Source organism: Lysobacter hankyongensis (assembly GCF_039543145.1).
Lineage (GTDB): Bacteria > Pseudomonadota > Gammaproteobacteria > Xanthomonadales > Xanthomonadaceae > Lysobacter_I > Lysobacter_I hankyongensis.
On the sequence record NZ_BAABJE010000001.1, the window covers coordinates 479224 to 503954 of the forward strand.

A 24731-nucleotide genomic window follows, 5' to 3' on the forward strand; every position below is an offset into this window, starting at 1 on the left:
GTACGTAGGTACGGAGAGTAACATCAGTCCATGAGTCAGCCAGTCTCCCGCACTTCGCTTGCCGCCCTCCTCGGTGCCGCCGCAGCGGCCATCGGCGCTTCGGTCTGCTGCGTCGTGCCTTTGGCGCTGGTCCTGTTGGGTGTAAGCGGCGCCTGGATCACCAGCCTCACCGCTCTGGAGGCTTGGCGCCCCTGGTTGAGCGTGGTTGCACTGGTCTGCTTGGCCTGGGCGTTCTGGGCATCCTATGGGCCGGCATCACGCTGTCGCGACGACGGCATCTGTGCCGACACGGCTCGACTGAGGCGTCGCCGCTGGCTGTGGTTTGCCACACTTTTGATCACCCTGCTGCTGCTCTTTCCGTACTACATCGGCTGGTTCCTGTAGGAGATTTCCATGCGCAAGATCTTCCTCGGCTTGATCCTCACGGCATGGATGGGCATCACTTGCGCGGCGATGCCCAAACAGGTCGTCCTTCGCGTCGAGAACATGACCTGTCCGGCATGCAGCATCACGATCGAAAAGGCGCTGGACAAGGTATCCGGCGTCACTGCCAAACGTGTCAATGTCCGCGACGCCACCGTGACCGTTGGCTTTGATTCCGAACGCACCAATCCGGGTGTCATCGCGAAGGCCATCACCGACGCGGGTTTTCCCGCAACCGCGATAACGAGCAAAAACAGTGACTGAGGTGCAGTTGCAAAGCACGCTTACGTGCCCGTCCTGCGGGCACAAAGCGATCGAGACCATGCCGACCACGGCATGCCAGTTCTTCTACGAATGCCTGGCCTGCAGCACGCTCCTGCGCCCAAAACCAGGGGATTGCTGCGTGTTCTGCTCGTATGGCACGGTGCCGTGCCCGCCCGTCCAGCAGCACAGTCCCTGTTGCGGCAGCGCGGGCTAGCGCGATCACGCGGCGGAGGAAAAGCACATGGCGTTACTTTGGTGTGATCGCCCATCCAGCTACTTCGAGACTACGCGAAGCAGTTAAGTGAACCACACCGAAATGAGCGAAGGGGTTCTCGCGGCCCTTTCGCATCGAGGCTCACATCGCCTTGCCTTCTGCGAACTCGTCCGGGCTCAAGGTTCCATTCTTGTTGACGTCGAGCATGCCGAAATGCGGTCCGAGCTTGTGCTTGGCCAGTTCCGCCTTGGACAGCTTGCCGTCCTTGTTGGCGTCCAGCACTGCGAACTCGCCGGTCTTGCCGTCCATCTTGCCGTGGTCCATGTGGCCCTGCTGCGCGTGACCGGTCATGGGTTTCGCGGCCGAAGGCGGATTGCTCTGGCCGGCGGCCGGGGCAGTGCCTGCGAGCAGGCAAAGCGCGAGCAGGGAAGCGGTTGCGAGATGTTTCATGGGGGGTTCCTGGGGAGTGATGAGCCGTCAATGTGAGGACGCGCCGCGCACCGGCTCGACATGGCGGGCGTCGGAGGGATGAAGTTCGGGTACCGCCGTTCGCGCCAATCGCAGTGCATTGGCGACCACGGAGACCGAACTCAGGCTCATGGCGAGCGCGGCGATCATGGGACTGAGCAGCAGGCCGAAGATCGGATAGAGCACACCTGCCGCGATCGGAACGCCAATGGCGTTGTAGACGAAGGCGAAGGCGAGGTTCTGCTTCATGTTGGCCACGGTCGAGTTGGAAATCGCCCGCGCCTGTACGATCCGACGCAGGTCGCCCTTGACCAGGGTGACCTGGGCGCTGGACATTGCCACATCGGTGCCCGTGCCCATCGCGATGCCGACATCGGCCGCCGCGAGCGCCGGGGCGTCGTTGATGCCGTCGCCCGCCATCGCGACCCGACGGCCTTGCGCGCGCAACTGCTGGACCAGCTCGGCCTTGTCCTGGGGGCGCACTCCGCCACGGACATCTTCGATGCCGAGTTCGCGCCCGACAGTCTCGGCTGTCGCCTGCGCATCGCCGGATGCCATCACGAGCCGCAGGCCGTCGGCACGCAGGGCATTCAGGGCCGCCAGGGTCGTCGGCTTGATCGGATCGGCCACGGCGATCGCGCCCGCCAATCGCCCGTCGACCGCGAGATACATCACGCTGGCGCCCTGTGCGCGCAGATGTTCGGCGCTGCTTCGCACGGCTGCGATGTCCGCACCGATCGACGCCATCAGCGCTTGATTGCCCAGCGCGACATCCCGCCCGTCGATGCGACCGCGCACGCCTTGGCCCGTGATCGAATCGAAGTCCGCAGCGGTCGAGAGCGGCAGTTCCCGACGCCTGGCCTCGGCGAGGATCGCCTCCGCCAAGGGATGTTCGCTGCCCTGTTCCAGACTCCCGGCGAGACGCAGCAGTTCGTCGGAATCGAAGCCCTCGGCCGAAATGGTGTCGCGGAAAGCGGGTTTGCCCTCGGTCAGCGTGCCGGTCTTGTCGACGATGAGCGTGTCGATGGTGCGCAGTTGTTCGATCGCCTGCGCATCGCGGAACAGCACACCCGCCTGGGCGGCGCGGCCGGTGGCCACCATGATCGACATGGGCGTCGCCAATCCAAGCGCGCAGGGGCAGGCGATGATCAGCACCGAGACCGCGTTGAGTACGGCGTATGTCCACGACGGCTCCGGACCGAACAGGCCCCAGCCGAAGAACGTCGCGAGGGCGATGCCGAACACGGCGAGAACGAACCAATAAGCCACCTGATCCGCCATCCGCTGCATCGGCGCACGCGAGCGTTGCGCCTGCGCGACGAGTTGCACGATCTGCGCCAGCACCGTGTCCGATCCGACCTTCTCGGCGCGTACGATCAGGCTGCCGGTCCCGTTGATGGTCGCACCGATGACGCGCTCACCCGGGACTTTTTCCACCGGAATCGGTTCTCCGGTCAGCATCGACTCGTCGATGCTCGTGCGCCCCTCCAGTACCGTGCCGTCGACCGGCACTTTTTCGCCCGGCCGCACCCGCAGGCGATCGCCGACGTGGACGAGTTCCAGTGGTATGTCCTCTTCGTTACCGTCCTCGCGGACCCGGCGCGCGGTTTTCGGTGCCAGCCCCAGCAGGGCCTTGATCGCAGCCGAGGTTTTCGACCGCGCCCGCAGTTCGAGCAACTGGCCCAGGAGGGTCAACGACACGATGACCGCCGCAGCCTCGAAATACACGCCGATGCGGCCGTGCTCGCGGAACGAATCAGGAAAGAGACCAGGAGCGATGGTGGCCACGACGCTGTAGCCGAACGCCGCAGCCACGCCGACGCCGATCAAGGTCCACATGTTGGGGCTGCGGTTTCGGATCGACTGCACGCAGCGCTCGAAAAAAGGCCACCCTGCCCACAGCACCACCGGCGCGCTGAGAGCAAGCTCCAGCCAAGTGCGCATCCCGGTCGCCAGCGCCTCGATGCGATGACCGAGCATGGCCAGCGCCAGCACGATCAGGGTCAACGGCAACGTCCACCAGAACCGGCGCGAGAAATCCCGCAGTTCCGGGTTCTCGTCCTCGTCCAGGCTCGGCATCTCGGGTTCCAGCGCCATCCCGCAGATCGGGCAGATGCCGGGTTTGGGCTGGCGAATCTCCGGATGCATCGGACAGGTGTAGATCGCACCTTCGATGGCATGATATTTCTCCGCGACCGCAACCGATGTCTGCGAACGATACTTTTCCGGAGCGGCCAGAAACTTCTCGCGGCAACCGGTCGAGCAGAAGTGATATGCCATGCCTTCCAGTTCGGCATGATGCGGCGTTGCAGCAGGGTCGACCTGCATGCCGCACACCGGGTCGATGACCAAGCCCGTCGCGGCGGGAGAGGGCTTCGCGCAGCATGCGTGCGCTGTGGCGGATGGATGTTCGGGATGGTCGGTGTGATCGTGCGGTTTCATGCGGGTTCCTCTGCGATGGCATTCAGGATCGGGCAGCGGGCCAAGGCGCCTTGACCGGGGCAGGCGTCGATCAAAGCGCCGAGCCCGTCGCGGATGCGGGTCAATTCGGCAATCTTGGCGTCGACATCGACCAGTTTTTGCCGAGCCGCCGCCTTCATCGCGGCCATGTCGTCGTCCTTGCGGCTCGATAATGCGAGCAGCTCGCGAACTTCCGGCAACGTGAACCCCAACGCCTTGGCGCGGCGAATGAAGCGCAGACGCTGGATGTCGTCCTCGTCGTACATCCGGTAGCCGGACGACCGCCGCTGCGCCTGCGGCAGCAGCCCTTCGCGCTCGTAGTAACGCACCGTGTCGATGCCCACGCCCGCGCGTTTCGCCAGATCGCCGATTTTCATCATGATCGCTTGCTCCTCGTGACCCGACTCCAGTCTCGACCCTTGACCATGGTCCAGAGTCAAGTCCCGATGCTTCTTCTTCAGGAACCCGTTTTGCCGTGCCGGGAAAAAGGGGCCGTGCTCCCGTCAGGGTTCACCAGCTCCACGGTGTAGGGGTCGATCCGACCGTCCGGCATTTCCATGCCTGGGGAACCCGCCGGCATGCCCGGAAGCGTCAATCCTTTTGCCGCAGGCCGCTCCGCCAGCAGCCGCTTGATGTCCTCCGCCGGCACGTGCCCTTCGATGAAATAACCGCCGACCTCAGCGGTATGGCACGAGCCCTTACCGTAGGGGACACCAACGCGCGCCTTGACCGGGCCGATGTCGTCCTCGTTCCGGACTTCGACGGCAAAACCGGATCGGCGCAGATGTTCGACCCAGGATCCGCAGCATCCGCAAGACGCGCTTTTATGGACGAGGATGCGAGGCATCGCGGTCGCTGCGGGAGCGGCCGCGGATTCGTGCGCGTGCGGAGCGGCGGATGGCACGGCCACCGTTTCCGGTGGCCGTGTGCAGGCATTGAGCGCGAGGCTGGCCGCCAACGTACTCAAGACGAAAGAGTTGCGGTGCGTGCGCATCGGGGTTTCCTCAGCGCTTCGTTCGTGAAGACCAGTGAATGTGGACGATCCGCCATCCCTGCGGGGTGCGGTTGAGCACCATCGTTTCCGTGCTCAGCGTCGTCGTCGCCTTGCCGTCCTTGGTCGCGTGCAGTTCGCTTTCGGTGCCCACCCACGTCGTTTCTCCGCTGATGCGCGCGATGCGACGTTTGATCTGCTGATGCGCGCCTTTGAGGAAGGCCGCATCGGCGATCGCATGATGGCCCAGGTATTCATCGCGCGAGCGTTCGGCGCCGCCGCTCTCCAGAATCAGCACCGCCGGATCGAGCAGGTCGCCGACGGTCTTCAGATCGCCGGACGCGAGCGCCTTGCCGAACTGATCGACGATCTCCACGGCAGGCAGCGCGTCCTGCGGGACATCCATGGCAGATGCGGCCGCGCCAGGTTTGGCGTGCTGTGCGTGCGCGTCGGGTTTGGTCTGCGCGAAAGCGAGTAGCGAGAACGGAGCAATGAAAGCGGCGAGCAGCAGGGAGCGGGTCATCGTTTTGGTGTTCATGGTCGGGTTCCTCGGTTAGTGGTGGTGATCGTCGTGGCCATCGTTGGAAGGCGGGTTGGGTACAGGCGCGGGATGCGATTCGACCGTGCCGTCGGCATGCCGGTGCTCGACGGTGCCCGTAGCGGGCTTCGCTGCAGTCTTGGGCGATGTCGTTTTGCCCGACGGCCTCGGGGCGTGGTGGTCGGCCGGCGTGTTCGGACCGTGCGCGTGCGGCTTGCTTTCGGCGGCTTGACCGCTTCCCATGTCCATCCCGGCGTGGCTGCCGCTCGCGGGACTGTCGTCGTGCGGGGGCGTACCGGGGGGATGCGGATGCGTTGCCGATCCGGACGGCATGGCACCGCCGTGATCGTCCATCTCGCCGTCGTCATGCCCATGCGGCTCCGTTTCGCCGCCGCCGTGCGAATGTCCGCCGCTGCTCGCGACCAAGGCGGCGTATTGCGCTTCGTCGAGCTTTGGCAGCTCTTGCAGAAACGCGGCCATGTTCCAGATGTAGTCGTCGCCCATGCTCTTGCCCCAGGCAGGCATGCCGCTGGCCTTGATGCCGTGCTTGATGACCCAGAAGGCCTCGGCAGCGGACACCCGTTCACGTGTGAGGTCCGGAGGCGCCGGATACAGCCCCTTGCTCAGCTCGGTCGGCGCCATGCCCGGCGCAAGATGGCAACCGGTACACATCGCGTTGTAGTTCCCGGCACCCTGGCGGATGCGGGCAGGATCGTCCAAGCCGTCCGGAACCTGCAGCTTGGCGGCGCGTGCAGCAATGGAGCGATCCCGAGCGGTTTCGAGCATCGCGTAAACCGGACGGGTGTGCGGGTCGTCTGCGGCCACGTTGTAGACGCCCGCATACATCGCGGCCGCACCGCCGAGGAAAGCCAGTCCGATCAGGACGCTGACGACAAGAAATTTCCTTTTGTTCGTTTTCATGCTCATGATCCTCAGAACCAGGTGCGAAGACCGATGACGATGCGCGTGTCGTCGACACGCTCGAAATCGTCCCGGCGCAGATCGGCGGTATTGCCGAAGGCGCGCTCGTACACCACCCCGACGTAGGGTGCGAATTTGCGCGTGAACTCGTAGCGGAGGCGGAGCCCGACTTCCGCAGTGCTCAGCCCGGAGCCGATTCCGTGCATCCGGTCGGTCTTGCCGTACAGATTGGCTTCGACCATCGGTTGCAGAATCAGACGGCCGGAAAACGGCAATTCGTATTCGACCTCGAAGCGCGCGGCTGTCTGCCCGCGTTCTCCGACATAACCCGTGGCCTCGACCTCGAACTTCTGCGGCGCCAGACCCTGCACGCCGAAAGCGGCGAAGCTCTGCGAGGCGCCCGGTTTGAAATCGTGGCGCACACCAGCAACGATGTCCCACCAGGGCGAGATGCTGCGACCGTAAAGCACTTCGAGGTCGGCGGATTCGGTATTGCCGTCGGTGCGCTCCCCTTCGCTTCGCAGCCAGAGGCGGTTCGTGTCGCTACCGATCCAACCCAACCCCTCCCACGTCAAACCAGTCCCGGGGTCCGCGTCGAATGCTTCGAGTTTGTCGAGCAGGAAGAACGAATGGATGGTTTGCCCGTGGTCGTGTCCGGCGAGATCTGGAAAGGCAGCGGCGCGTTCGGCATCGGTTAAGGGGGGGATCGGCTGCCGTGGTTCGGTCGGCGATGGGTCGGAATCGCCCATGGCACTGTGGTCCATGCCTTGCATCGCGCCGTGGTCCATGCCCGGCATACCGTCGGCGTCCTGCTCAGCGTCCGGGGAAGCGGCTGGATCGTGTTGCATGTTCGCATGGTCATCGCTTGATACCGATGTTCCGGCGTTCGTCTGGTCGTTGCGATCCGACGCGGGTTTCGGCTTTGGCTTGGGTTTTGCCGGCTCTGTGCGCATGGGCGGCATCTGATGCTGACTGTGATCCATCTCCTGGGCTGCGGCGGATGTCGCCGTCAGCACCAGTCCAATGGCGACGACCAGCACAGCGTTTCTATGGTTTCGATGGGCGTTGTTCATGGCGTCATTCCTCCACCCGCACTTCGCGCATCATTCCGGACTCCATGTGGTAAAGCAGGTGACAGTGGAACGGCCAGCGGCCGAGCGCATCGGCGCGGACGCGGAAGCTGCGTTTGCTGCCCGGCGGCATGTCGACGACGTGCTTGCGCAGGTGGAACTCGCCGGCGTCGTCCTCGATGTCGCTCCACATGCCGTGGAGGTGGATCGGGTGGGTCATCATCGTGTCGTTGACCAGCACGATCCGCATCCGCTCGCCATAGTTCAGGCGCAGCGGCTCCGCGCTCGCGAACGAAATGCCGTTGAAGGACCAGGCGAACTTCTCCATGTGGCCGGTCAGATGCAGCTCCACCGTGCGCCCGGGTTCGCGACCGTCGGGATCCTCGAACAGCGTTCGCATTGCTGCGTAAGTCAGCACCTTGCGACCGTTGTCGCGAAGACCAATGCCCGGATCGTCGAGCTTGGACGTCGGCGACATGGTCTGCATGTCTACAAGCGGATTTCCCTGCTCGGATGCGGGGTGCGATTGCATGCCCCCGCCGTGGTCCATCCCGGGCATGCCAGCCATTCCCTGCGCGCCATGGTCCATGCCCGGCATCGAGGCTGCGCCATGCTGGCTATGGTCCATCCCGGCCATGGGAGCTGCGTCGCTCGGCTGCATCTTCGCCATGTCGTGTCCGCCGTGTCCGCCCATCCCCCCGTGTCCCATGTCGTCGAGCGTGAGGATGGGGCGAGGATCGACAGCAGGTACCGGAGCGCGCAGACCTTCGCGCACCGCAAGCGTGCCGCTGATATAGCCGGTTCGCCCCATGTCCTGGGCGAAAATGGTGAACGCGTTCTGGCCGCTGGGCTCGACGATGACGTCGAAGGTTTCGGCGACGGCGATGCGGAATTCATCCACCGTTACCGGATGCACGAACTGGCCATCGGCGGCGACCACCGTCATCTTCAAGCCCGGAATGCGCACGTCGAAATAGGTCATCGCCGAGCCGTTGATGAAGCGCAGACGCACCTTTTCGCCGCTGCGGAACAGTGCGGTCCAGTTGCCGAGCGACGTGGTGCCGTTCATCAGATACGTATAGGTGTTGGCGTTCACGTCCGACAGATCTGTCGGCGTCATCCGCATCTGGCCCCACATCCGGCGGTCGGCCAATGTCGCCTTCAGGCCGTCCTCACGCACATCACGGACGAAGTCGCCGACGGTGCGCATGTAGTAGTTGTCGTGCATCGACATCTTCTTCAGACGGTTCATCAACGCTTTCGGCGAAAGGTCGGTCCAGTCCGACAGCAGCACGACGTAGTCGCGGTCGTAGGCGAACGGCTCCGGCTCGGCGGCGTCGATGATGATCGCTCCGTAGAGCCCAGCCTGCTCCTGCATCGCAGAGTGGCTGTGATACCAGTAGGTACCGTTCTGACGAACATCGAACCGGTATTGATAGGCCTCGTCGCGCCGGATGCCGTCGAAGCTGAAACCCGGGGCGCCATCCATGTTGGACGGGAGCAGAATCCCGTGCCAATGGATCGAAGTGATGTCGCCATAGATCGATCCGGTGGGCAAGGCGTTGCCCACCCGCAGATTGACAGTCGTGCCTTCCCGCCAGCGTAGAATCGGTGCAGGCAGGCTGCCGTTGACGGTGATCGCCGGCCGCGTCCGTCCAGTGAAGTTGACAGGCGTTTCGCCGATGCTGAGCCGGAAATCCGTGCCGGCCAGCACTTCGGTTTGGCCGGGCGATTTCAACGCCCAGGAAGGTTTGGCCCAAAGGCCCAGGCCGGCGAGCGCGCCGCCGGCGGCCAGTCCCTGCACGAAGCGGCGCCGCGACACATGCCGCGGGCCGCCGGCAGAGCCAGCGTCTGAATCGAATGACATGAGAATCTCCGAACGTCCAAATAGGTCCGCAGGGCGCGGACTTGACGAGGTGCAACGCCCAAGACCGCAGATCGCGGACGAGCGCGCACGCCAGCCGGCGCCGTAAGCGCCGAGAAGACGCTTAGCCGATCGGAGGTCGGATCAGATGAGGAAGCACCGGGGCAGGGTGCCCAAGGGAGAGGCGACGCACGCCGACATCATTGCCCAAGGGAACGCGCATTCTGACCGCCAGGACAGGCAGGGCGGCGCAGGCATGCATACAGGGACACTTGCAATGCGATGGATCACAACAGTCGGGGCTGCCGTGCCGGTCACCCGATGACGGCGGGCTTGCAGGCTTTTCGCGCTCGATCATCCCGGGTTCCATCGCCATCGCGTCATGATGATCAGGGCAGGACGATGTGAGCGCACGATCCCCACTCGCATCCGCCGACCGGGCTTCTACACTTGATTGCTTTGCACCCGTCACCATCATGGCCGACGCATAGGCATTCCCGATCCCGTTCAACACGAGGACCAGAATCAGGAAGATACGCAATAGCGCCGGAAGGGTGGGCATACACCAATACTAGCGGATCAGGGTGGCGGAATGTAAAGCGAACGTTAGCCTGTTGTCTCATTAATCCGAGAAGCATATAGGCCGCTGTATATTCGGTGTCGCACTGCTCGTGAAATACATATGCAGGGCGCCATGCGGTCAGGCCAGCGGCCAAGGAGTGCTGTTGTCTCGCGCAGTGCTTTGCGCTTCCTGAGCGTGTCTTGCGATGTTGCTGAGGACCAACGCATTGAACGTCGCTGCCAGTCAGCGTTGTCCTCAACTATTGCAAATGCATTTTTGGAATTGTGCTGGGAGGCATTGATCGCAAAAAACCGCTCTCCCGAGACCACACGTAACTCGTTGACCGGAAAGGAATTCCGAAAATCGTCCTGTGGACTTGACAATCGGGAAGTCCACAGGGCCGGAGAAAGAGAGAGAAAAATTGGCGAAATTTTCGCCAAACCGGGCACCAGGGCCCAAGACTGAAGTCCACAGCCAAAACGCGAAAACCCCGCAATTTGCGGGGTTTTCGGAATACGGCAGAGAGGGTTTGCCGCGATGTATTGGTCGGGGTAGCCGGATTCGAACCGACGACCACCAGTCCCCCAGACTGGTGCGCTACCAGGCTGCGCTATACCCCGGGTAGGTCGAACATTGTACCCGCTCGCGGGCGGCTACGGCCAGCGTTGCGGTCCGCGTCGTGACGGCGTCAACGCTTGAGGAGTTGCAGGACTTCTTCGAGTTCCATCCGCACCTGGCGGATGATCTGCGAGCTCATCGCCGATTCCTGCTTGGCGCCCTCGCCGTCGAGGCGCAGGCGCGCGCCGCCGATGGTGTAGCCCTGTTCGTACAGCAGGCTGCGGATCTGACGGACCATCAGCACATCATGGCGCTGATAGTAACGACGATTGCCGCGGCGTTTCACCGGCTTGAGGCTGGGGAATTCCGTCTCCCAGTAACGCAGCACGTGTGGCTTCACGTCGCACAGTTCGCTGACTTCGCCGATGGTGAAATAACGCTTGGCCGGGATGGGCGGGAGTTCTCGGTTGCTGCCGGGATCAAGCATCGCTGCCTCCGGCGTACGCCTCGACGCGCTCCTTCAGCTTCTGGCCGGGGCGGAAGGTGACCACGGTGCGGGCCGAAATCGGGATTTCCTCGCCGGTCTTGGGATTGCGACCCGGGCGCTGGTTCTTGCGGCGCAGGTCGAAATTGCCGAAACCCGACAGCTTGACCTGGCGTCCCTGTTCGAGCGCCTCGCGGAGCACGTCGAAGAACGCGTCCACGAACTCCTTCGCCTCGCGCTTGTTCAGTCCGACCTCGTCGAACAGTCGCTCGGCCATTTCAGCCTTGGTCAATGCCATCCGTTTCCCCCAAAACGTGCCTGATTCATCGTGCCGCCCGGTCATGGCCCTGCCGGCCGAAGCCGACCGGGCCCGGGTTCACGAGCGGATTTCCGCGCCGTGTTCCCCCCGCAGCGCAGCGATGACCTGAGCCACCGCCGCATCGACTTCGCGGTCGGTCAGAGTGCGTGATTCTTCTTGCAGAATCAAGCCCATAGCGAGGCTCTTGCATCCGGTTTCGACCCCCTTGCCGACGTAGCGGTCGAACAGCCGGAGATCGCGCAGCGACGGGCCTGCGGCGCGCCTGACGCTGGTCTCCAGGGCGGCCCAGGAGACCGATTCCGGGACGACGAACGCGAGATCCCGGCGGACGGACGGATAGCGGCTGAGGCCCGCGCCCCGGGGGAGTGCGCGGTGCTGCAGCGGGGCGAGATCCAGCTCGCAGGCCAGCACCCGATGATCGAGTTCCAGCGCCTTCTGGAGCCGGGGGTGAAGCTCGCCGATCCAGCCGATTCTCACGCCATCGCGATACACGTCGGCCGATCGGCCCGGATGGGCCCAGGCCGGCTGCGAAGGCCGGTATTCGAGCATCGCGCCGGACGCGGCCGCCAGACTGTCGAGATCGCCCTTGAGATCGTGGAAATCGACCGGCCGGGCCTGCGCGCCCCACTGCTCGGCCGCCGCGTCGCCGCAGGCCACCAGTGCGACCCGACGGGTTTCCAGCGGCGCCCCGCCGCCATCGCGGACGGCGAAGGTCTTGCCGATTTCGAACAGCCGCACCCGCGATTGCTGGCGCGCGGCGTTGCGGCCCAGTGCGGCGACCAGTCCGGGCAACAGCATCGTGCGCATCACGCCGAGTTCGGCGCTGAGCGGATTGGCCAGCGCCACCCCACCGTCGGCGGCCTGCCAGGTCGCCAGCAGCGTGCCGTCGACGAAGGCGTAATTGATCGCTTCGAGGTAATCGCGCGCGACCAGCTGACGGCGCACCGTCGTTTCGTCGAGTACGGTCTCGCTCGGCGCGGCGATCCGGGTGGCACCGCCGGGCAGCGTGGTCGGAATGGCGTTGTAGCCATGGATGCGCGCGATCTCTTCGATCAGGTCTTCCTCGATCTCGAGATCGAAACGGCGCGTCGGCGCGGTCACCCGCCAGCCGTCCGCGGTCGTTTCCACGCCCAGGCCGAGCGCGCCGAGGATGCGTTCGACCTCGGCATCGGGCACGTCGACGCCGAGCACGCGCGCGAGGCGCGCGCGGCGCAGGCCCACGATCCGCGGCTGCGGCAGATCGGCGTCGCGCACGGCCTCGATCACCGGGCCCGGTACGCCGCCGGCGACATCGAGGATGAGTTTCGTCGCGTACTCGACCGCGATCCGCGGCAGTTCCGGATCGACGCCGCGCTCGAAACGATGGCCGGCATCGGTGTGCATGCCGAGCTTGCGGCTGCGGCCGATGATCGCGGAGGGAATCCAGTGCGCGGCTTCGAGGAACACGTTGCGGGTGGCGTCGGTCACGCGGGTGTCGTGACCGCCCATGATCCCGCCCAGCGCGACCGCGCGCGCTGCGCGACCGCCGGTGCTGTCGGACACGACGAGGAAATCGTCGTCGAGCGCGACGGTGCGGCCGTCCAGCAGCTTCGTTTCCTCGCCGGCGCGCGCCGGACGCACGACGACCGGCGACTGCAGCGTGTCCTTGTCGAACGCGTGCATCGGCTGGCCGAGCTCCAGCATCACGTACTGGGTCACATCGACCAGGAAACTGATCGGGCGCACGCCGCTGCGGCGCAGGCGCTCGGCCATCCACAGCGGCGTCGATGCGTTGGCGTCCACGCCGTCGATCACGCGGCCGACGAAACGCGGCACCTTCTCGCCCGCGTCGAGTTCGACCGCCAGCGTCGCATCGCTTTGCGCCGGCACCGGCGTCGCATCCAGCGGCTCGACGCGGCTGCCGAGCGCGGCGGCCACGTCGAAGGCGATGCCGCGCACGCCGAAGCAGTCGGCGCGGTTCGGCGTGAGCTTCAGTTCGATCGCGGCATCCGGCAGACCGAGATAATCCGCCAGCGGCGTACCGACGGGCGCATCGGCCGGCAGTTCCAGCAGGCCGGAGGCGTCGGCATCGATGCCGAGTTCCTTCGCAGAGCAGAGCATGCCGTTCGATTCGACGCCGCGCAGCTTCGCGGCCTTGATCGTCAATTCGCCGACCTGCGTGCCGATGGTGGCGAGCGGCGCGATCAGACCCGGGCGCGCGTTCGGCGCGCCGCAGACGATCTGCAACACGCCACCCTGCCCGGCGTCGACCTGGCAGATCTGCAGGCGGTCGGCTTCCGGATGCTTCGCGCATTCGACGATCCGGGCAACGACCACGCCGTCGAGCGAGGCGCCGAGCACGGTCAGTTCCTCGACTTCCAGACCGATGGCCGTCAGCGTCGCCGCGAGCTGCTCGCGCGAGGCATCGGTCTTCACGTGTTGCCGCAACCAGTTTTCGGAGAATTTCATGCTTGGACACCTTGGTTGTGTCGTTCCGAACGCAGTGAGGCACCTGCCGTTCGAATGTCCGGATTGAGAAGCAGGCCCCTTGCTGCGCTCGGGATGACGGCGATTGTCGCCGCGTCGCGGATTACGCGAACTGCCTCAGGAAGCGCACGTCGTTGTCGAAGAAATCGCGCAGGTCGTTCACGCCGTAACGCAGCATCGCGAACCGTTCGACGCCGAGACCGAAGGCGAAGCCGGTGTAGCGCTCCGGATCGATGCCGACGTTGCGCAGCACGTTCGGATGGACCATGCCGCAGCCCAGCACTTCCAGCCATTTCGTCGAGCCATCCGGCTGCTGCCAGGCGATGTCGACTTCCGCCGAAGGTTCGGTGAAAGGGAAATAGCTGGGACGGAAACGCATCTCGAAATCGCGCTCGAAGAACGCGCGCACGAACTCGGCGAGCGTGCCCTTCAGATCGGCGAAACTGGCGCGATCGTCGACCAGCAGCCCTTCGACCTGATGGAACATCGGCGTGTGGGTCTGGTCGCTGTCGCTGCGATAAACCTTGCCGGCCGCGATCATGCGCAGCGGCGGTTTCTGGTCGAGCATGTAGCGCACCTGACAACCGGAGGTATGCGTGCGCAGCAGGCGCGCTTCGCCGAGGCTGTCGGGCGGAAAATAGAAGGTGTCGTGCATCGCCCGCGCCGGATGATGCGGCGGGAAATTCAGCGCTTCGAAGTTGTGCCAGTCGTCCTCGATCTCCGGACCGTCGGCGAGTTCGTAGCCGAGCCGGCCGAAGATCTCGGTGATGCGCTCCAGCGTGCGCGTGACCGGATGCAGACCGCCGCGCGCGGCGTCGCGACCCGGCAGCGTGACGTCGATGGTTTCGCCGGCGAGACGCGCGTCGAGCACCGCGTCGTCGAGCGCGGTCTTGCGCGCGTTCATCGCGTCGCCGATGGCGTCGCGCGCGCGGTTGATCGCTTCGCCCGCGGCCTTGCGCTGGTCCGCCGGCAGCGCGCCGAGCGATTTGAGCTGTGCGGTGACGCTGCCGCTCTTGCCCAGCAGCGCGACGCGCAGCGCTTCCAGCGCATCGGGGGTATCGGCGGCGGCGATGTCGGCCAGCGCCTGCGCCGAAAGTTGTTCGATATCGCTCATGTCGGACTCGTTCATGGAGCCGGAAACGAACATGGGGAAGGACTTGCGCCCTTCCCCATGCATGGTTCGGTGATTTCGCCGTCGACCCGCACGGATGACGTGCGGGTCGCGGGAATTCCTCGTGCCTTATGCCGCGAGCGCGCTCTTCGCCTTTTCGGCCAGCGCGGTAAAGCCCTTCGCGTCGTGCACGGCGATGTCGGCCAGCACCTTGCGGTCGAGGGTGATACCGGCCTTCAGCAGACCGTTGATGAAACGGCTGTAGCTGATGCCGTTGGCGCGCGAGGCGGCGTTGATGCGCGCGATCCACAGGGTGCGGAAATTGCGCTTCTTCTGCTTGCGGCCGATGTAGGCGTACTGCAGGGCCTTCGTGACCGCCTGCTTGGCGACGCGGAAGACCTTGCGGCGGGCGTTGTAGTAACCCTTCGCCTGCTTCAGGATTTTCTTGTGGCGGCGACGCGCCGTTACACCACGTTTAACTCGTGCCATTGCTCAGTCTCCTCACAAATACGGAAGCATGCGGTCCAGGCGGCCGGCGTCTTCGGCGCGGACGTGATTCGTCTGCCGCAGGTTGCGCTTCCGCTTGGTCGCTTTCTTGGTGAGGAGGTGGCTCCGATTGGAGTGGCCGCATTTGTACTTGCCGGAAGCGGTCTTCCGGAAGCGCTTGGCAGCCGCCCGGTTGGTCTTGATCTTGGGCATGGAATGGTCCTTGGGGTCGTTACGAGTACTGGCGTGGGCGGTGGCCGAGGCCACACTTTCCGTCCTGCCCTGCCGGTTGTAAGCCCTTGATCCGAATGACGATGCGGATACAGAAGGCGGGTCCTGGGTAAAGCGGACAACAGCCCGGCGAACCGGGCCGGCCATTATGCCCGGCCGCGGTTTCCGTTGCAAATCAAATGCTTCACGTGCCGGCAGCCCGGCACACGCACGTCGTTAGAGGCGGGCGCGCAACTGCGGCGCCTGTTCCTGCTCGGGCGCCGGCTGCGCCTGTGTCGCGAGCAGGTTCAGCGACTGCCGGCTGCTCTCGGCCAGAGGCGTCTGCGCCGCCTGCATGTCGACCTGCGCATAACGCTGGGTCTCGGGCTGCGTGCCCTGCACCGCGAAGACGCGGTCGCCGTTCGCGACGATGCGATCGGGCACGATGCCGGTCCGCTGGGCCTCGACGGCGAGCGCGCCGGCGACGTTCTGGGCTTCGCGGATGCCGATGCCCCGCTCTTCGAGCTGCGGCTGCAACTGGTCGAAGATGCGCTGGTACTGGGGATTGAACGGGTGATCCTGGTGCGACATGAGTCCATTCTCGCCGATGCCGTGGCCGAACGCTCGCTCCTGCGCACGGATCACCGAGTCCATCATGTGCATCTCGATACCGTGCTTGATGGACTTCACCGGATTGAGGTTCTGCCAGAAGCTCAGCGGATCGGGGTCCGGCAGTTCGATCTTGTTCCCGATGGCATCGGGCATCAGGTATTTGGTGGGGAATTTCTTTTCCTGCAGTTCGGTCAGGATTTCGTTGTCGACCGCATAGCGGCGCATCTGACCGCGCTCCGCTTCTTCCCGGACCGCGGCGGGATCGAGACCGATCCGCTCCAGCGTCTTGTCCTTCACGCCCGCGGCATTGAAGGTCACCGCAGGAGCGTCCGCAGCGGCGGCGCCGACCGCGGCCAGGCCACCGCCCAGGGAATGACCGGTGATCACCAGCTCATCGCCGAATGCGACCTTGGCCTGCCGGCCCAACTGGATGGCCTGGTTGTACTGCGCGGTCTCGAACCCCAGCCCCTGACCGAGATTGGTACCCCAGTCCTTGCCGGCGTCGGTGCCGCGATAGGCCAACGCATAGCGTCCCTTGCCGTCGGTGTAGATGTCGGCGTCGAAGCCGCTGGCGGCATTGGTGCGCAGGGCCGGGTCGATGCCGACCTGGCGGAACTGCTCGTCGGTCAGCGGTTTCCAGCCGGCGACTTCGCCACGCCCGCGATCGTCGGAACGGTAGGCATCCTGCGCCAGCCGCGCGAGCGTGAGATCGATGTCTTTCGGTGCCGGGCCACGCACTTCATCCGCGAACGACGGACGGGTGTAGGTGTTGCCGGTCAGCGGGTCGGTCGTCTGGCGGCCGCCCTGCGCATTGTTGGGGTCGAACTGTGCACTCATCCGTGTTTCCTCCGCTGATCGGGTCGAGCGGCCGGGAGACGACCGGCCGTTGCATGCATGGAACGTCGGAGCGGCCGATCAGCGCGCGCCTTCGAGCGGGATATCGTGGGATTTGAGCCACGCCTCGACCGCTTCGCGATCGCGGCGGGTCTCGGCGTTGAGCAACGCTGCCCGGGTCATGAACAGATAACGCTGGAACGTCACGCCCTGGGCGTTGCGGGCCTGCGGGTCGGCGCCGGCGTCCAGCAGGTCCAGCGCACGCGCGGGTTCGTTGATCTGGCCCGCCACATGCAGCGGCGTGTTGCCCATGCGATCCGGCATGTCCGGATCGGCGCCGGCGGCCAGCAGGGCGCGAAACTGTTCTTCGCGCTCGCCCATCAGCGCGGAACGCAGGGGGCCGGCGCCGGTGGTCCCGTTCGGAACATTCGGATCGGCGCGACGCGCGAGCAGTTCGGTGAGATAGGCCGGATCGTTGGCCATCGCGGCGGTGTGCACGACGCTGTCGCCGTCCATGCCCGGTTGCCGCGGATCGGCGCCGGCATCGAGCAGGGCCTTCATGCTGTCGAGTCGCTGGTTGAGCAGCGCCCATTGCAGCAGCGTGACGTGCTTGTCGCCGGTGATCGAAAGATCGGCACCGGCGGCGAGCGTGCGAACCCGGGCTTCGTCGCCCCGGGCCACCGCTTCGGCCAACTCGGCGACGCGCGGGTCGGAGAAGACTTCACGTGCATCCACGGCACGGGCTTGAGCTGTAGCGGACATCGATTTCTCCATTGCGCAGGCTGGGATGACCGCACACATCGCGATGATCAGCGATGCGGCGAGAACGCTGGCGCGAGCCGGAAGGCTGGACATGACACCCCTTGGGAATTGGGCGGGGCCGCGGTTTTCGCTCGCGACCGACCGGGTTCGATCCTACACCGGCCGCTTCGCGGGCGCGAGCGCGCCACAGTTACATGATCGCGCAGCCGCCCCGCTCCTGTTTCGGCGACTGCGGTTCGAGCGCCGGATCGGGGCGCTGCTCGATGATGTCCGCCGCCCGGCGGCTGCTCTCCTGGAACGACGTCTGCACGGCGGTCGCGGTGTCGACGCGCGCACGCAGGCCGCTGGTTTCGACATCGCCCTGGACGACGAACGCGTTCTTGCCTCCGGCCCCGAAGACCACGTGATCGGCCCGCTCGACACCCGCATCGAGCGCCGCGACCGTCAGCGCACCCGCCAGCTTCTTGGCGCTGCCCACATCGACGAGTCCGGCCGCGCGGCGGTCCACCTCCGACGCCTCTTTGACGTGATCCAGAATCTGGCCGTAGAGCGCGTGCGCCGGGTGCCGCTCGTTGTCGAGAGTCATGGCCGGCGGTTCGCGCATGAGCGCCAGCGCCGAGCCGAAATTGCCATGCAGCGGGAACCGGAAAGGATCGGCCAGCCCAAGCCCGCTGGCGCCGGGCCCGAACATCGTGTTCTGCAGCATCGGCATGACGAATGTCTCGCGCCGCGGCAATTCGACCTGGCGACCTTCCAGCTGGTCGAGCTGCGGAAGCACGCCGGGCGTCATCAGATGTCTGGGCACCTTGCCGAGGGATTCGTCGGCGGGGACGATCTCGACCCGCTGCCCCAGCGAAACCGGCGTTCTCACCCCCATGAATTCGCGGCCCTGGATGAAGTCGACGGCTTCGCCCTTGGTGATGACGCTGGTGATCCGCTCATGCGCCAGTTCGCGCCCGCGCTCGGGATCGATGCCGAACCGGCGCATCGTCTCGTCGTGCACGCCGGCAGGGTTGAAGGTCATCGCCGGCCGGCCGAGGACCACGCTGGCCAGTTCGGCCTGACCGCCGCCCTTGGAATGACCGGTCAGCGCAAGCTTGTCCCCGAAAGCGACATCGCACTGCTTCGCCAGCGCCACGGTGTCGTTGTGCTGCTGCGTCTCGAAACCCAGGCCCTGGCGGAAATTGGTCATCCAGTCGCGACCGGACTGCGCGACGCCGGTGACCCGCAGCGACTGCTCGGTGCCGCGCAGCGCGTTCATCATGTCGATTTCCGGGTCGAGCCCCGACGGCCCCTCGAAAGGCCGGGTCACCACATCGACCTTGGGCATGTCGGTCCCGCGGAAGGACAGCACGGTGCGACCGTCGCGTTCGTCGCGATAGACATCGGCATGCATGCCGCTCGGCGTGTGCAGCAGCGACGGGTCGACGCCCCTGTCGCGCAGCGCCTGTTCGCTCATACGCGTGAAACCGTCGATCTGCGCAGGCCGTTCGCCGCCGCGATCGTAGGTGTCGTCCGCGATCCTGGCCATGGTTTCCGCGCGGATCGGTTCGGTGCGGGGCGCCGGCAGATGCGGCCGCATGTAGGACGAGAGAAAACTGAAAAGACCGGGACTGGTCTCACCGGGCGTTTTTTCCATGACGAGGCTCCTCCGATGCGGCGATGGATGGCGCAGGATCGTGCGACGGCGCGCGCGCCTGCATGGGGCGATTTCAGACCGGCGCGGTGTCCAGCGGGATGTCGTGCGCGAACAGCCAGCTCAGCACGGATTCCCAGGCGCGGCTGGCCTCCGCTTCCAGCAGATCCGGACGCGGCATGAACAGATAACGCTGGAACGTCACGTCCTGCGCATTGCGGCGCGCGGGATCGGCGCCGGCATCAAGCAGCGCGAGCACACGCTGCGGTTGATTGACCAGACCGGCGACATGCAACGGCGTGTTGCCCATGACGTCGGCGCGGTCGGGATCGGCGCCGGCGGACAGCAGCATGCGGAACTGCGTTTCGCGATCGGCGACGAGGGTCGAGCGCAGCGGAACCGCACCGGTGTCGCCGTTGGCGGTATCGGGATCGGCGCCACGCGCCAGCAGCGTTTCCAGGAATCGCGGGTCGTCGAACATCGCCGCGAAGTGGACGACGGTATCGCCATCCATGCCCGGCTGCGCGGGGTCCGCGCCGGCATCGAGCAGGGCCTGCATGCCCTCGAGATTGCGGTTGAGCAGCGCCCACTGCAGCAGCGTGATGCGCTGGTCGCCGTGCACGGCGAGATCGCTGGTCGCGGCCAGCGCACGCACCTTTCCGGGATCGCCATTCACAAGCGCCTCGGCCAGGTCGGCGGCACGGGGATCGGGGAAGATGTCGCGGGGCGACACGGGTGTTTCGACGACGGACATGCTGCGCCTCCTTGTGCACGGGCCGGCAGGCCGCTGCGTGGGTCGACGGCATGAATAGCATGGGCGTTCGTGCGGCGCAAACGCGGCGGCGCGAACGGGATCGCGACCAAAACGAAGGGCGCCGCAGCGCCCTCCTATTCGCGTCCGTGCGCCCGCGATCGAAGCGGGCGACGGCGCGGTTCGACATGCGGGTCAGACGACCCGCCGCGAACGCTTATTTCTTCTTCGGCGCGATCATCATCACCATCTGCCGGCCTTCGAGGCGCGGGCGCGATTCGATCACGATGTCTTCGCCGAGATCGGCCTCGATGCGATTGGCCATTTCGCGGCCCAGTTCCATGTGGCTCATCTCACGGCCGCGGAACCGGATGTTGACCTTGATCTTGTCGCCTTCCGCAAGGAACTCGCGCATCTTGCGAAGCTTGATCTGGTAATCGCCTTCGTCCGTGACCGGACGGAACTTGACTTCCTTGATCTCGACGACCTTCTGCTTCTTCTTGGCGGCCGAGGCTTTCTTCTGCAGTTCGAACTTGAACTTGCCGAAGTCCATGATCCGGCAGACCGGCGGATCGGCGTTGGGCTGGATCTCGACGAGGTCGAGGCCTTCTTCCTCGGCCTTGGCCAACGCCTCATCACGCGACAGCACGCCGATCATTTCGCCGTCGCTGCCGATCACGCGCACGCGAGGCACGCGGATTTCGTGATTCTTGCGGTTCTGCTTGTCCTGGGGGGTACTGATATCGCTGTCTCCAAAGGGAAAGGATCCGCCCGGCTGGCGCGCCGGACGGGATTCACATCATGCCGCAGCCGGTTCGGCCGCGATGCGCGCAACGAAATCGGAGATGGTCATGGACCCCAGATCTTCCCCGCCCCGTGTACGCACCGCAATCAGGCCGTTGTCGCGCTCGCGATCGCCGATCACGAGCAGGTACGGGACCCGCTGCAGCGTGTGCTCGCGAATCTTATAGCCGATTTTCTCGTTCCGCAAATCGGCCGCAACCCGGAGGCCTTGATTCATAAGGGTTTTCCGGACCTGCTCAACATAATCGGCCTGCGCATCGGTGATATTCATCACCACGGCCTGGATCGGGGCCAGCCAGGCGGGCAACTGGCCGGCGTGGTGCTCGATCAGAATGCCGATGAAACGCTCCATCGAACCGACGATGGCGCGGTGCAGCATGACCGGGTGCCGACGCTGGCTGTGCTCGTCCACGTACTCGGCGCCGAGGCGGCCGGGCATCATGAAATCGACCTGCATCGTGCCCAACTGCCAGGTCCGGCCGATGGCGTCCTTGAGGTGATATTCGATCTTCGGGCCGTAGAAGGCGCCCTCGCCCGGGAGTTCTTCCCAGGCCACCCCGGCCGAGCGCAGGGCCGAACGCAGGGCGTCCTCGGCCTTGTCCCAGGTGGCGTCGTCGCCGAGGCGCGATTCGGGACGGAGGGCGATCTTGATCTGGATGTCCGAAAAACCGAAGTGGGTGTAGACCTGCAGCGCCTGCTCGTGGAAGGCGCGGACCTCGGATTCGATCTGGCCCTCGGTGCAGAAGATGTGGCCGTCGTCCTGGGTGAAGCCGCGGACCCGGAGGATGCCGTGCAGCGCGCCCGACGGCTCGTTGCGATGGCAGGCGCCGAACTCGCCGTAACGGATCGGCAGATCGCGGTAACTGTGCAGGCCCTGGTTGAAGACCTGGACATGGCCCGGGCAATTCATCGGCTTCAGCGCATACGTGCGCTTCTCCGACTCGGTGAAGAACATGTTGTCCTTGTAGTTGTCCCAGTGGCCGGACTTCTGCCACAGCGACACGTCGAGGATCTGCGGACAGCGCACTTCCTGATAGCCGCTGTCGCGATAGACCCTGCGCATGAACTGCTCGACCACCTGCCAGATCGCCCAGCCCTTCGGATGCCAGAAAATCAGGCCCGGGCCTTCTTCCTGCAGGTGGAACAGATCCTGCGCCTTGGCGATCTTGCGATGGTCGCGCTTCTCGGCTTCTTCCAACTGCGTCAGATAGGCCTTGAGATCCTTGTCGTTCAACCAGGCCGTGCCGTAGATGCGGCTGAGCATCTGGTTGTTGGAATCGCCGCGCCAATAGGCGCCGGCGACCTTCATCAGCTTGAACGCGCGCAGCTTGTCGGTCGCCGGCACGTGCGGGCCGCGGCACAGGTCGGTGAATTCGCCCTGCGAATACAGCGACAGATCCTGATCGGCCGGAATGCTTTCGATGATCTCGGCCTTGTAGGCCTCGCCGATGCCCTTGAAGAACGCGACGGCATCGTCGCGCGACTTCACGCTGCGGCCGACCGGATGCGCTTCCTTGACGATCTTCTGCATCTCGGCCTCGATCGCCGGCAGATCTTCCGGCGTGAACGGACGCTCGTAGGCGAAGTCGTAGTAGAAGCCGTTGTCGATCACCGGGCCGATGGTGACCTGCGCGCCCGGGAACAGACGCTGCACGGCCTGCGCCAGCAGGTGGGCGGTGGAATGGCGGAGGATGTCGAGCGCATCGGGGTGCTTGTCGGTGACGATCTCGAGCGAGGCGTCGCGTTCGATGCGGAAACTGGTGTCGACGAGCTGGCCGTCGACCTTGCCGGCGAGCGCGGCCTTGGCCAGACCGGCGCCGATCGAGGCGGCGACCTCGCCGACCGTGGGAGCGGATTCGAATTCGCGGCGGCTGCCGTCGGGGAGCGTGATGGCGATCATGGGGATTCGGTATGTGGTCGATGGGGCACGCCTCGGCGCGCCGCAGAAATGGGAAGGCAACAAAAAAGCGCCCCGAAGGCGCTTTCGCGTGTTCGCGAGCCTCGGGCGGATCGATCAGGGGCGGATGGTAGTGCTCATGTCGCACGCTCGGCGCCGGTTTCCCGGGGCCACCTCGGTTCTGTCGCGGATGCGGCAAAGTTAGGCCTCGGTGGGGCGAAAGTCAACGAATACAGCCGGTTCCGGCGCCCTCGCGACGGGGTCGCGGGCGCGGTTCCCGCGGATCGGCGGCAGGCTCTACACTCGGGTCTCTTCGGGACGCAGGCGAACGAGGGCCGGCGATGGCGCAGAGCATCCACGACTTCCACGACGACCCGCGCAACGCGGACATCCGCATCTGGATCAACGGCACGCTGAAGCCGCGTGCCGAGGCCACCGTCTCGGTGTTCGACAGCGGGTTCGTATTGGGCGATGGCGTCTGGGAAGGGCTGCGGGTGATCGACGGCCATCCGGTCTTCCTCGACGAACATCTGGAGCGGTTGTTCGAAGGCGCCAAGGCCATCGCGCTGGACATCGGCCTGGACCGCGCGCAGCTGATCCGCGCGATCTACGACACGCTCGATGCGAACGGCATGCGCGACGGCGTCCACCTGCGGCTGATGGTGTCGCGCGGCGTGAAGCGCACGCCCTATCAGGACCCGCGCGTCACCGTCGGTCCGGCCACCATCGTGATCATTCCCGAGTTCAAGGTCGCAAAACCCGAAACGCTCGCCGCGGGCCTGAAGCTGTTCACCGTACACGTGCGCCGCGGATATCCCGATGTGCAGGACCCGAAACTCAACAGCCACAGCAAGCTCAACTGCATCACCGCCTGCATCCAGGCCACCCAGGCCGGCGCCGACGAAGCGCTGATGCTGGATCCGCACGGGTTCGTCGCGACCTGCAATTCCACCCATTTCTTCATCGTGCGCAAGGGCGAGGTGTGGACCTCGACCGGCGATTACTGCCTCGGCGGCATCACCCGCGCCAACGTGCTGCGCGCATGCAGGGAAGCCGGGATTCCCTGTTTCGAGAAGAACTTCAGCCTGACCCAGGTGTATTCGGCCGACGAAGCGTTCACCACCGGCACATTCGCGGGCCTGGCGCCGGTACGCGAGATCGACGGCCGCCGGATCGGGAACGATGCGTCAGGCGATGGCGGCGCCCTGCCCGGCCCGATGACCGCGCGACTGCGGGCGCTGTACCGCGATCTGATCGCGCGCGACGTGGCCTTCCGCGCCGGAGTGCGCCTGGCATGACCCTGCGAATCGCGATGTGGAGCGGCCCGCGCAACATCTCCACGGCGATGATGCGCGCGTGGGAAAACCGCGGCGACTGCGCGGTGAGCGACGAACCGCTGTACGCGGCGTATCTCGCCATGACCGGACTGGACCATCCGGGCCGCGATGCGGTCATCGCCGCCGGCGAGACCGACTGGCGGCGCGTGATCGACGCCCTGCTCGGCCCGGCGCCGCACGGCGCACCGATCTGGTACCAGAAACACATGAGCCATCACCTGCTGCCGGAGATGACGGTCGACTGGGTGCTGGGGCTGCGCAACGTCTTCCTGATCCGCGATCCCGCCGAAGTGGTCGCGTCGTATCTCAAATCGCGGGCGACGGTGACGCCGGACGACATCGGCCTGCCGCAGCAGGGACGATTGTTCGATCTGCTGCGCGATCGGCTGGGCGAAACCCCGCCGGTGATCGATGCCGGCGACTTCCTGCGCGCGCCCGAAGCGCATCTGCGCGCGCTGTGTGCGCGTCTGGGCATCGCGTTCACGCCGCGCATGCTGGCGTGGCCCGCCGGGCCGCGCGACAGCGATGGCGTGTGGGCGCCCTACTGGTACGACGCAGTGTGGAAATCCACCTGTTTCGAGCCGTGGCGCGCGCGCGAGGATCGACTGACGGGCGAAGCCCTGGCCGTGGCCGACGCCTGCCGACCGGTGTACGAGCGCCTGCGCGGCTTCCGGATCCGGGTCGACTGA

The 24731-nt window shown here is 65.5% G+C and carries 26 protein-coding genes and 1 tRNA gene; 5 read left to right on the forward strand and 22 right to left on the reverse strand.

Features of this window, described 5'->3' with window-relative positions:
* Window positions 1–30: 30 nt before the first annotated feature.
* The 3 genes from ABD974_RS02185 to ABD974_RS02195 are packed head-to-tail and all read left to right on the forward strand — an operon-like array spanning window position 31 to window position 901.
* Window positions 31–384, forward strand: a complete 354-nt coding sequence (locus ABD974_RS02185) for a mercuric transporter MerT family protein (RefSeq protein WP_345301629.1) — start codon at window positions 31–33, stop codon at window positions 382–384.
* Between the two features lie 9 nt (window positions 385–393).
* Window positions 394–687, forward strand: coding sequence for a heavy-metal-associated domain-containing protein (locus ABD974_RS02190; RefSeq protein WP_345301630.1), 294 nt, complete (start codon window positions 394–396; stop codon window positions 685–687).
* Between the two features lies 1 nt (window position 688).
* Complete coding sequence (locus tag ABD974_RS02195; RefSeq protein ID WP_425562625.1) at window positions 689–901, forward strand: GDCCVxC domain-containing (seleno)protein; 213 nt, start codon at window positions 689–691, stop codon at window positions 899–901.
* A gap of 141 nt (window positions 902–1042) precedes the next feature.
* Here the strand turns inward: ABD974_RS02195 and ABD974_RS02200 are convergent, their stop codons facing one another.
* The 22 genes from ABD974_RS02200 to thrS form a co-directional block, all read right to left on the reverse strand.
* Window positions 1043–1351, reverse strand: coding sequence for an EF-hand domain-containing protein (locus ABD974_RS02200; RefSeq protein ID WP_345301632.1), 309 nt, complete (start codon window positions 1349–1351; stop codon window positions 1043–1045).
* Between the two features lie 27 nt (window positions 1352–1378).
* The gene (locus ABD974_RS02205; protein WP_425562611.1) at window positions 1379–3811 is read right to left on the reverse strand and encodes a heavy metal translocating P-type ATPase; all 2433 of its coding nucleotides are present in this window, start codon (window positions 3809–3811) and stop codon (window positions 1379–1381) included.
* Window positions 3808–4206: a heavy metal-responsive transcriptional regulator gene (locus ABD974_RS02210; RefSeq protein ID WP_345301944.1), complete on the reverse strand. Its 399-nt coding sequence runs from the start codon at window positions 4204–4206 to the stop codon at window positions 3808–3810. The genes ABD974_RS02205 and ABD974_RS02210 overlap by 4 nt, the downstream gene beginning before the upstream one ends.
* Before the next feature lie 80 nt (window positions 4207–4286).
* Window positions 4287–4823 (reverse strand): DUF411 domain-containing protein, encoded by a 537-nt coding sequence (locus ABD974_RS02215; protein ID WP_425562612.1) that lies wholly within the window; start codon window positions 4821–4823, stop codon window positions 4287–4289.
* A 10-nt stretch (window positions 4824–4833) separates the two neighbouring features.
* Window positions 4834–5358 (reverse strand): YybH family protein, encoded by a 525-nt coding sequence (locus tag ABD974_RS02220; protein WP_345301633.1) that lies wholly within the window; start codon window positions 5356–5358, stop codon window positions 4834–4836.
* Between the two features lie 15 nt (window positions 5359–5373).
* Entirely contained in the window at window positions 5374–6279 is a 906-nt protein-coding gene (locus tag ABD974_RS02225; RefSeq protein ID WP_345301634.1) for a c-type cytochrome, read from the reverse strand.
* Between the two features lie 11 nt (window positions 6280–6290).
* A complete protein-coding gene (locus ABD974_RS02230; RefSeq protein WP_345301635.1) occupies window positions 6291–7352 on the reverse strand; it encodes a copper resistance protein B in 1062 nt (353 codons plus the stop codon).
* Window positions 7353–7356: 4 nt separating this feature from the next.
* Window positions 7357–9216, reverse strand: coding sequence for a copper resistance system multicopper oxidase (locus ABD974_RS02235; RefSeq protein ID WP_345301636.1), 1860 nt, complete (start codon window positions 9214–9216; stop codon window positions 7357–7359).
* A gap of 121 nt (window positions 9217–9337) precedes the next feature.
* The gene (locus tag ABD974_RS19480) at window positions 9338–9775 is read right to left on the reverse strand and encodes a CopL family metal-binding regulatory protein (RefSeq protein WP_425562613.1); all 438 of its coding nucleotides are present in this window, start codon (window positions 9773–9775) and stop codon (window positions 9338–9340) included.
* A 543-nt stretch (window positions 9776–10318) separates the two neighbouring features.
* A tRNA-Pro gene (locus ABD974_RS02240) sits at window positions 10319–10395 on the reverse strand.
* 68 nt (window positions 10396–10463) lie between these two features.
* Window positions 10464–10820 carry a MerR family transcriptional regulator gene (locus tag ABD974_RS02245; RefSeq protein WP_345301637.1) on the reverse strand — a complete coding sequence of 119 codons (357 nt, stop codon included), beginning with the start codon at window positions 10818–10820 and terminating at the stop codon, window positions 10464–10466.
* A complete protein-coding gene (locus ABD974_RS02250; RefSeq protein ID WP_345301946.1) occupies window positions 10813–11115 on the reverse strand; it encodes an integration host factor subunit alpha in 303 nt (100 codons plus the stop codon). Before ABD974_RS02250 ends, ABD974_RS02245 begins: the two co-directional genes overlap by 8 nt.
* 78 nt (window positions 11116–11193) lie before the next feature.
* Window positions 11194–13584, reverse strand: a complete 2391-nt coding sequence (pheT, locus tag ABD974_RS02255) for a phenylalanine--tRNA ligase subunit beta (protein WP_345301638.1) — start codon at window positions 13582–13584, stop codon at window positions 11194–11196.
* Window positions 13585–13705: 121 nt separating this feature from the next.
* Complete coding sequence (gene pheS / locus ABD974_RS02260) at window positions 13706–14716, reverse strand: phenylalanine--tRNA ligase subunit alpha (protein WP_345301639.1); 1011 nt, start codon at window positions 14714–14716, stop codon at window positions 13706–13708.
* A gap of 126 nt (window positions 14717–14842) precedes the next feature.
* On the reverse strand, window positions 14843–15202 hold the full coding sequence (gene rplT / locus ABD974_RS02265; RefSeq protein WP_345301640.1) for a 50S ribosomal protein L20: 360 nt from the start codon (window positions 15200–15202) through the stop codon (window positions 14843–14845).
* 12 nt (window positions 15203–15214) lie between these two features.
* A complete protein-coding gene (rpmI, locus tag ABD974_RS02270) occupies window positions 15215–15412 on the reverse strand; it encodes a 50S ribosomal protein L35 (protein WP_345301641.1) in 198 nt (65 codons plus the stop codon).
* Between the two features lie 234 nt (window positions 15413–15646).
* Entirely contained in the window at window positions 15647–16858 is a 1212-nt protein-coding gene (locus ABD974_RS02275) for a Tle-like phospholipase domain-containing protein (RefSeq protein ID WP_345301642.1), read from the reverse strand.
* Between the two features lie 78 nt (window positions 16859–16936).
* Window positions 16937–17617 carry an ankyrin repeat domain-containing protein gene (locus ABD974_RS02280; protein WP_345301643.1) on the reverse strand — a complete coding sequence of 227 codons (681 nt, stop codon included), beginning with the start codon at window positions 17615–17617 and terminating at the stop codon, window positions 16937–16939.
* 190 nt (window positions 17618–17807) lie between these two features.
* Window positions 17808–19256: a Tle-like phospholipase domain-containing protein gene (locus ABD974_RS02285; RefSeq protein WP_345301644.1), complete on the reverse strand. Its 1449-nt coding sequence runs from the start codon at window positions 19254–19256 to the stop codon at window positions 17808–17810.
* 73 nt (window positions 19257–19329) lie between these two features.
* Window positions 19330–20007 carry an ankyrin repeat domain-containing protein gene (locus tag ABD974_RS02290; protein WP_345301645.1) on the reverse strand — a complete coding sequence of 226 codons (678 nt, stop codon included), beginning with the start codon at window positions 20005–20007 and terminating at the stop codon, window positions 19330–19332.
* 214 nt (window positions 20008–20221) lie between these two features.
* On the reverse strand, window positions 20222–20746 hold the full coding sequence (infC, locus tag ABD974_RS02295; RefSeq protein WP_345301947.1) for a translation initiation factor IF-3: 525 nt from the start codon (window positions 20744–20746) through the stop codon (window positions 20222–20224).
* 57 nt (window positions 20747–20803) lie between these two features.
* Window positions 20804–22708 (reverse strand): threonine--tRNA ligase, encoded by a 1905-nt coding sequence (gene thrS / locus ABD974_RS02300; RefSeq protein ID WP_345301646.1) that lies wholly within the window; start codon window positions 22706–22708, stop codon window positions 20804–20806.
* Between the two features lie 338 nt (window positions 22709–23046).
* Here thrS and ABD974_RS02305 point away from each other — a divergent pair, with 338 nt between their 5' ends.
* Window positions 23047–24003 carry an aminotransferase class IV gene (locus tag ABD974_RS02305; protein WP_345301647.1) on the forward strand — a complete coding sequence of 319 codons (957 nt, stop codon included), beginning with the start codon at window positions 23047–23049 and terminating at the stop codon, window positions 24001–24003.
* A complete protein-coding gene (locus ABD974_RS02310) occupies window positions 24000–24731 on the forward strand; it encodes a sulfotransferase-like domain-containing protein (RefSeq protein WP_345301648.1) in 732 nt (243 codons plus the stop codon). Before ABD974_RS02305 ends, ABD974_RS02310 begins: the two co-directional genes overlap by 4 nt.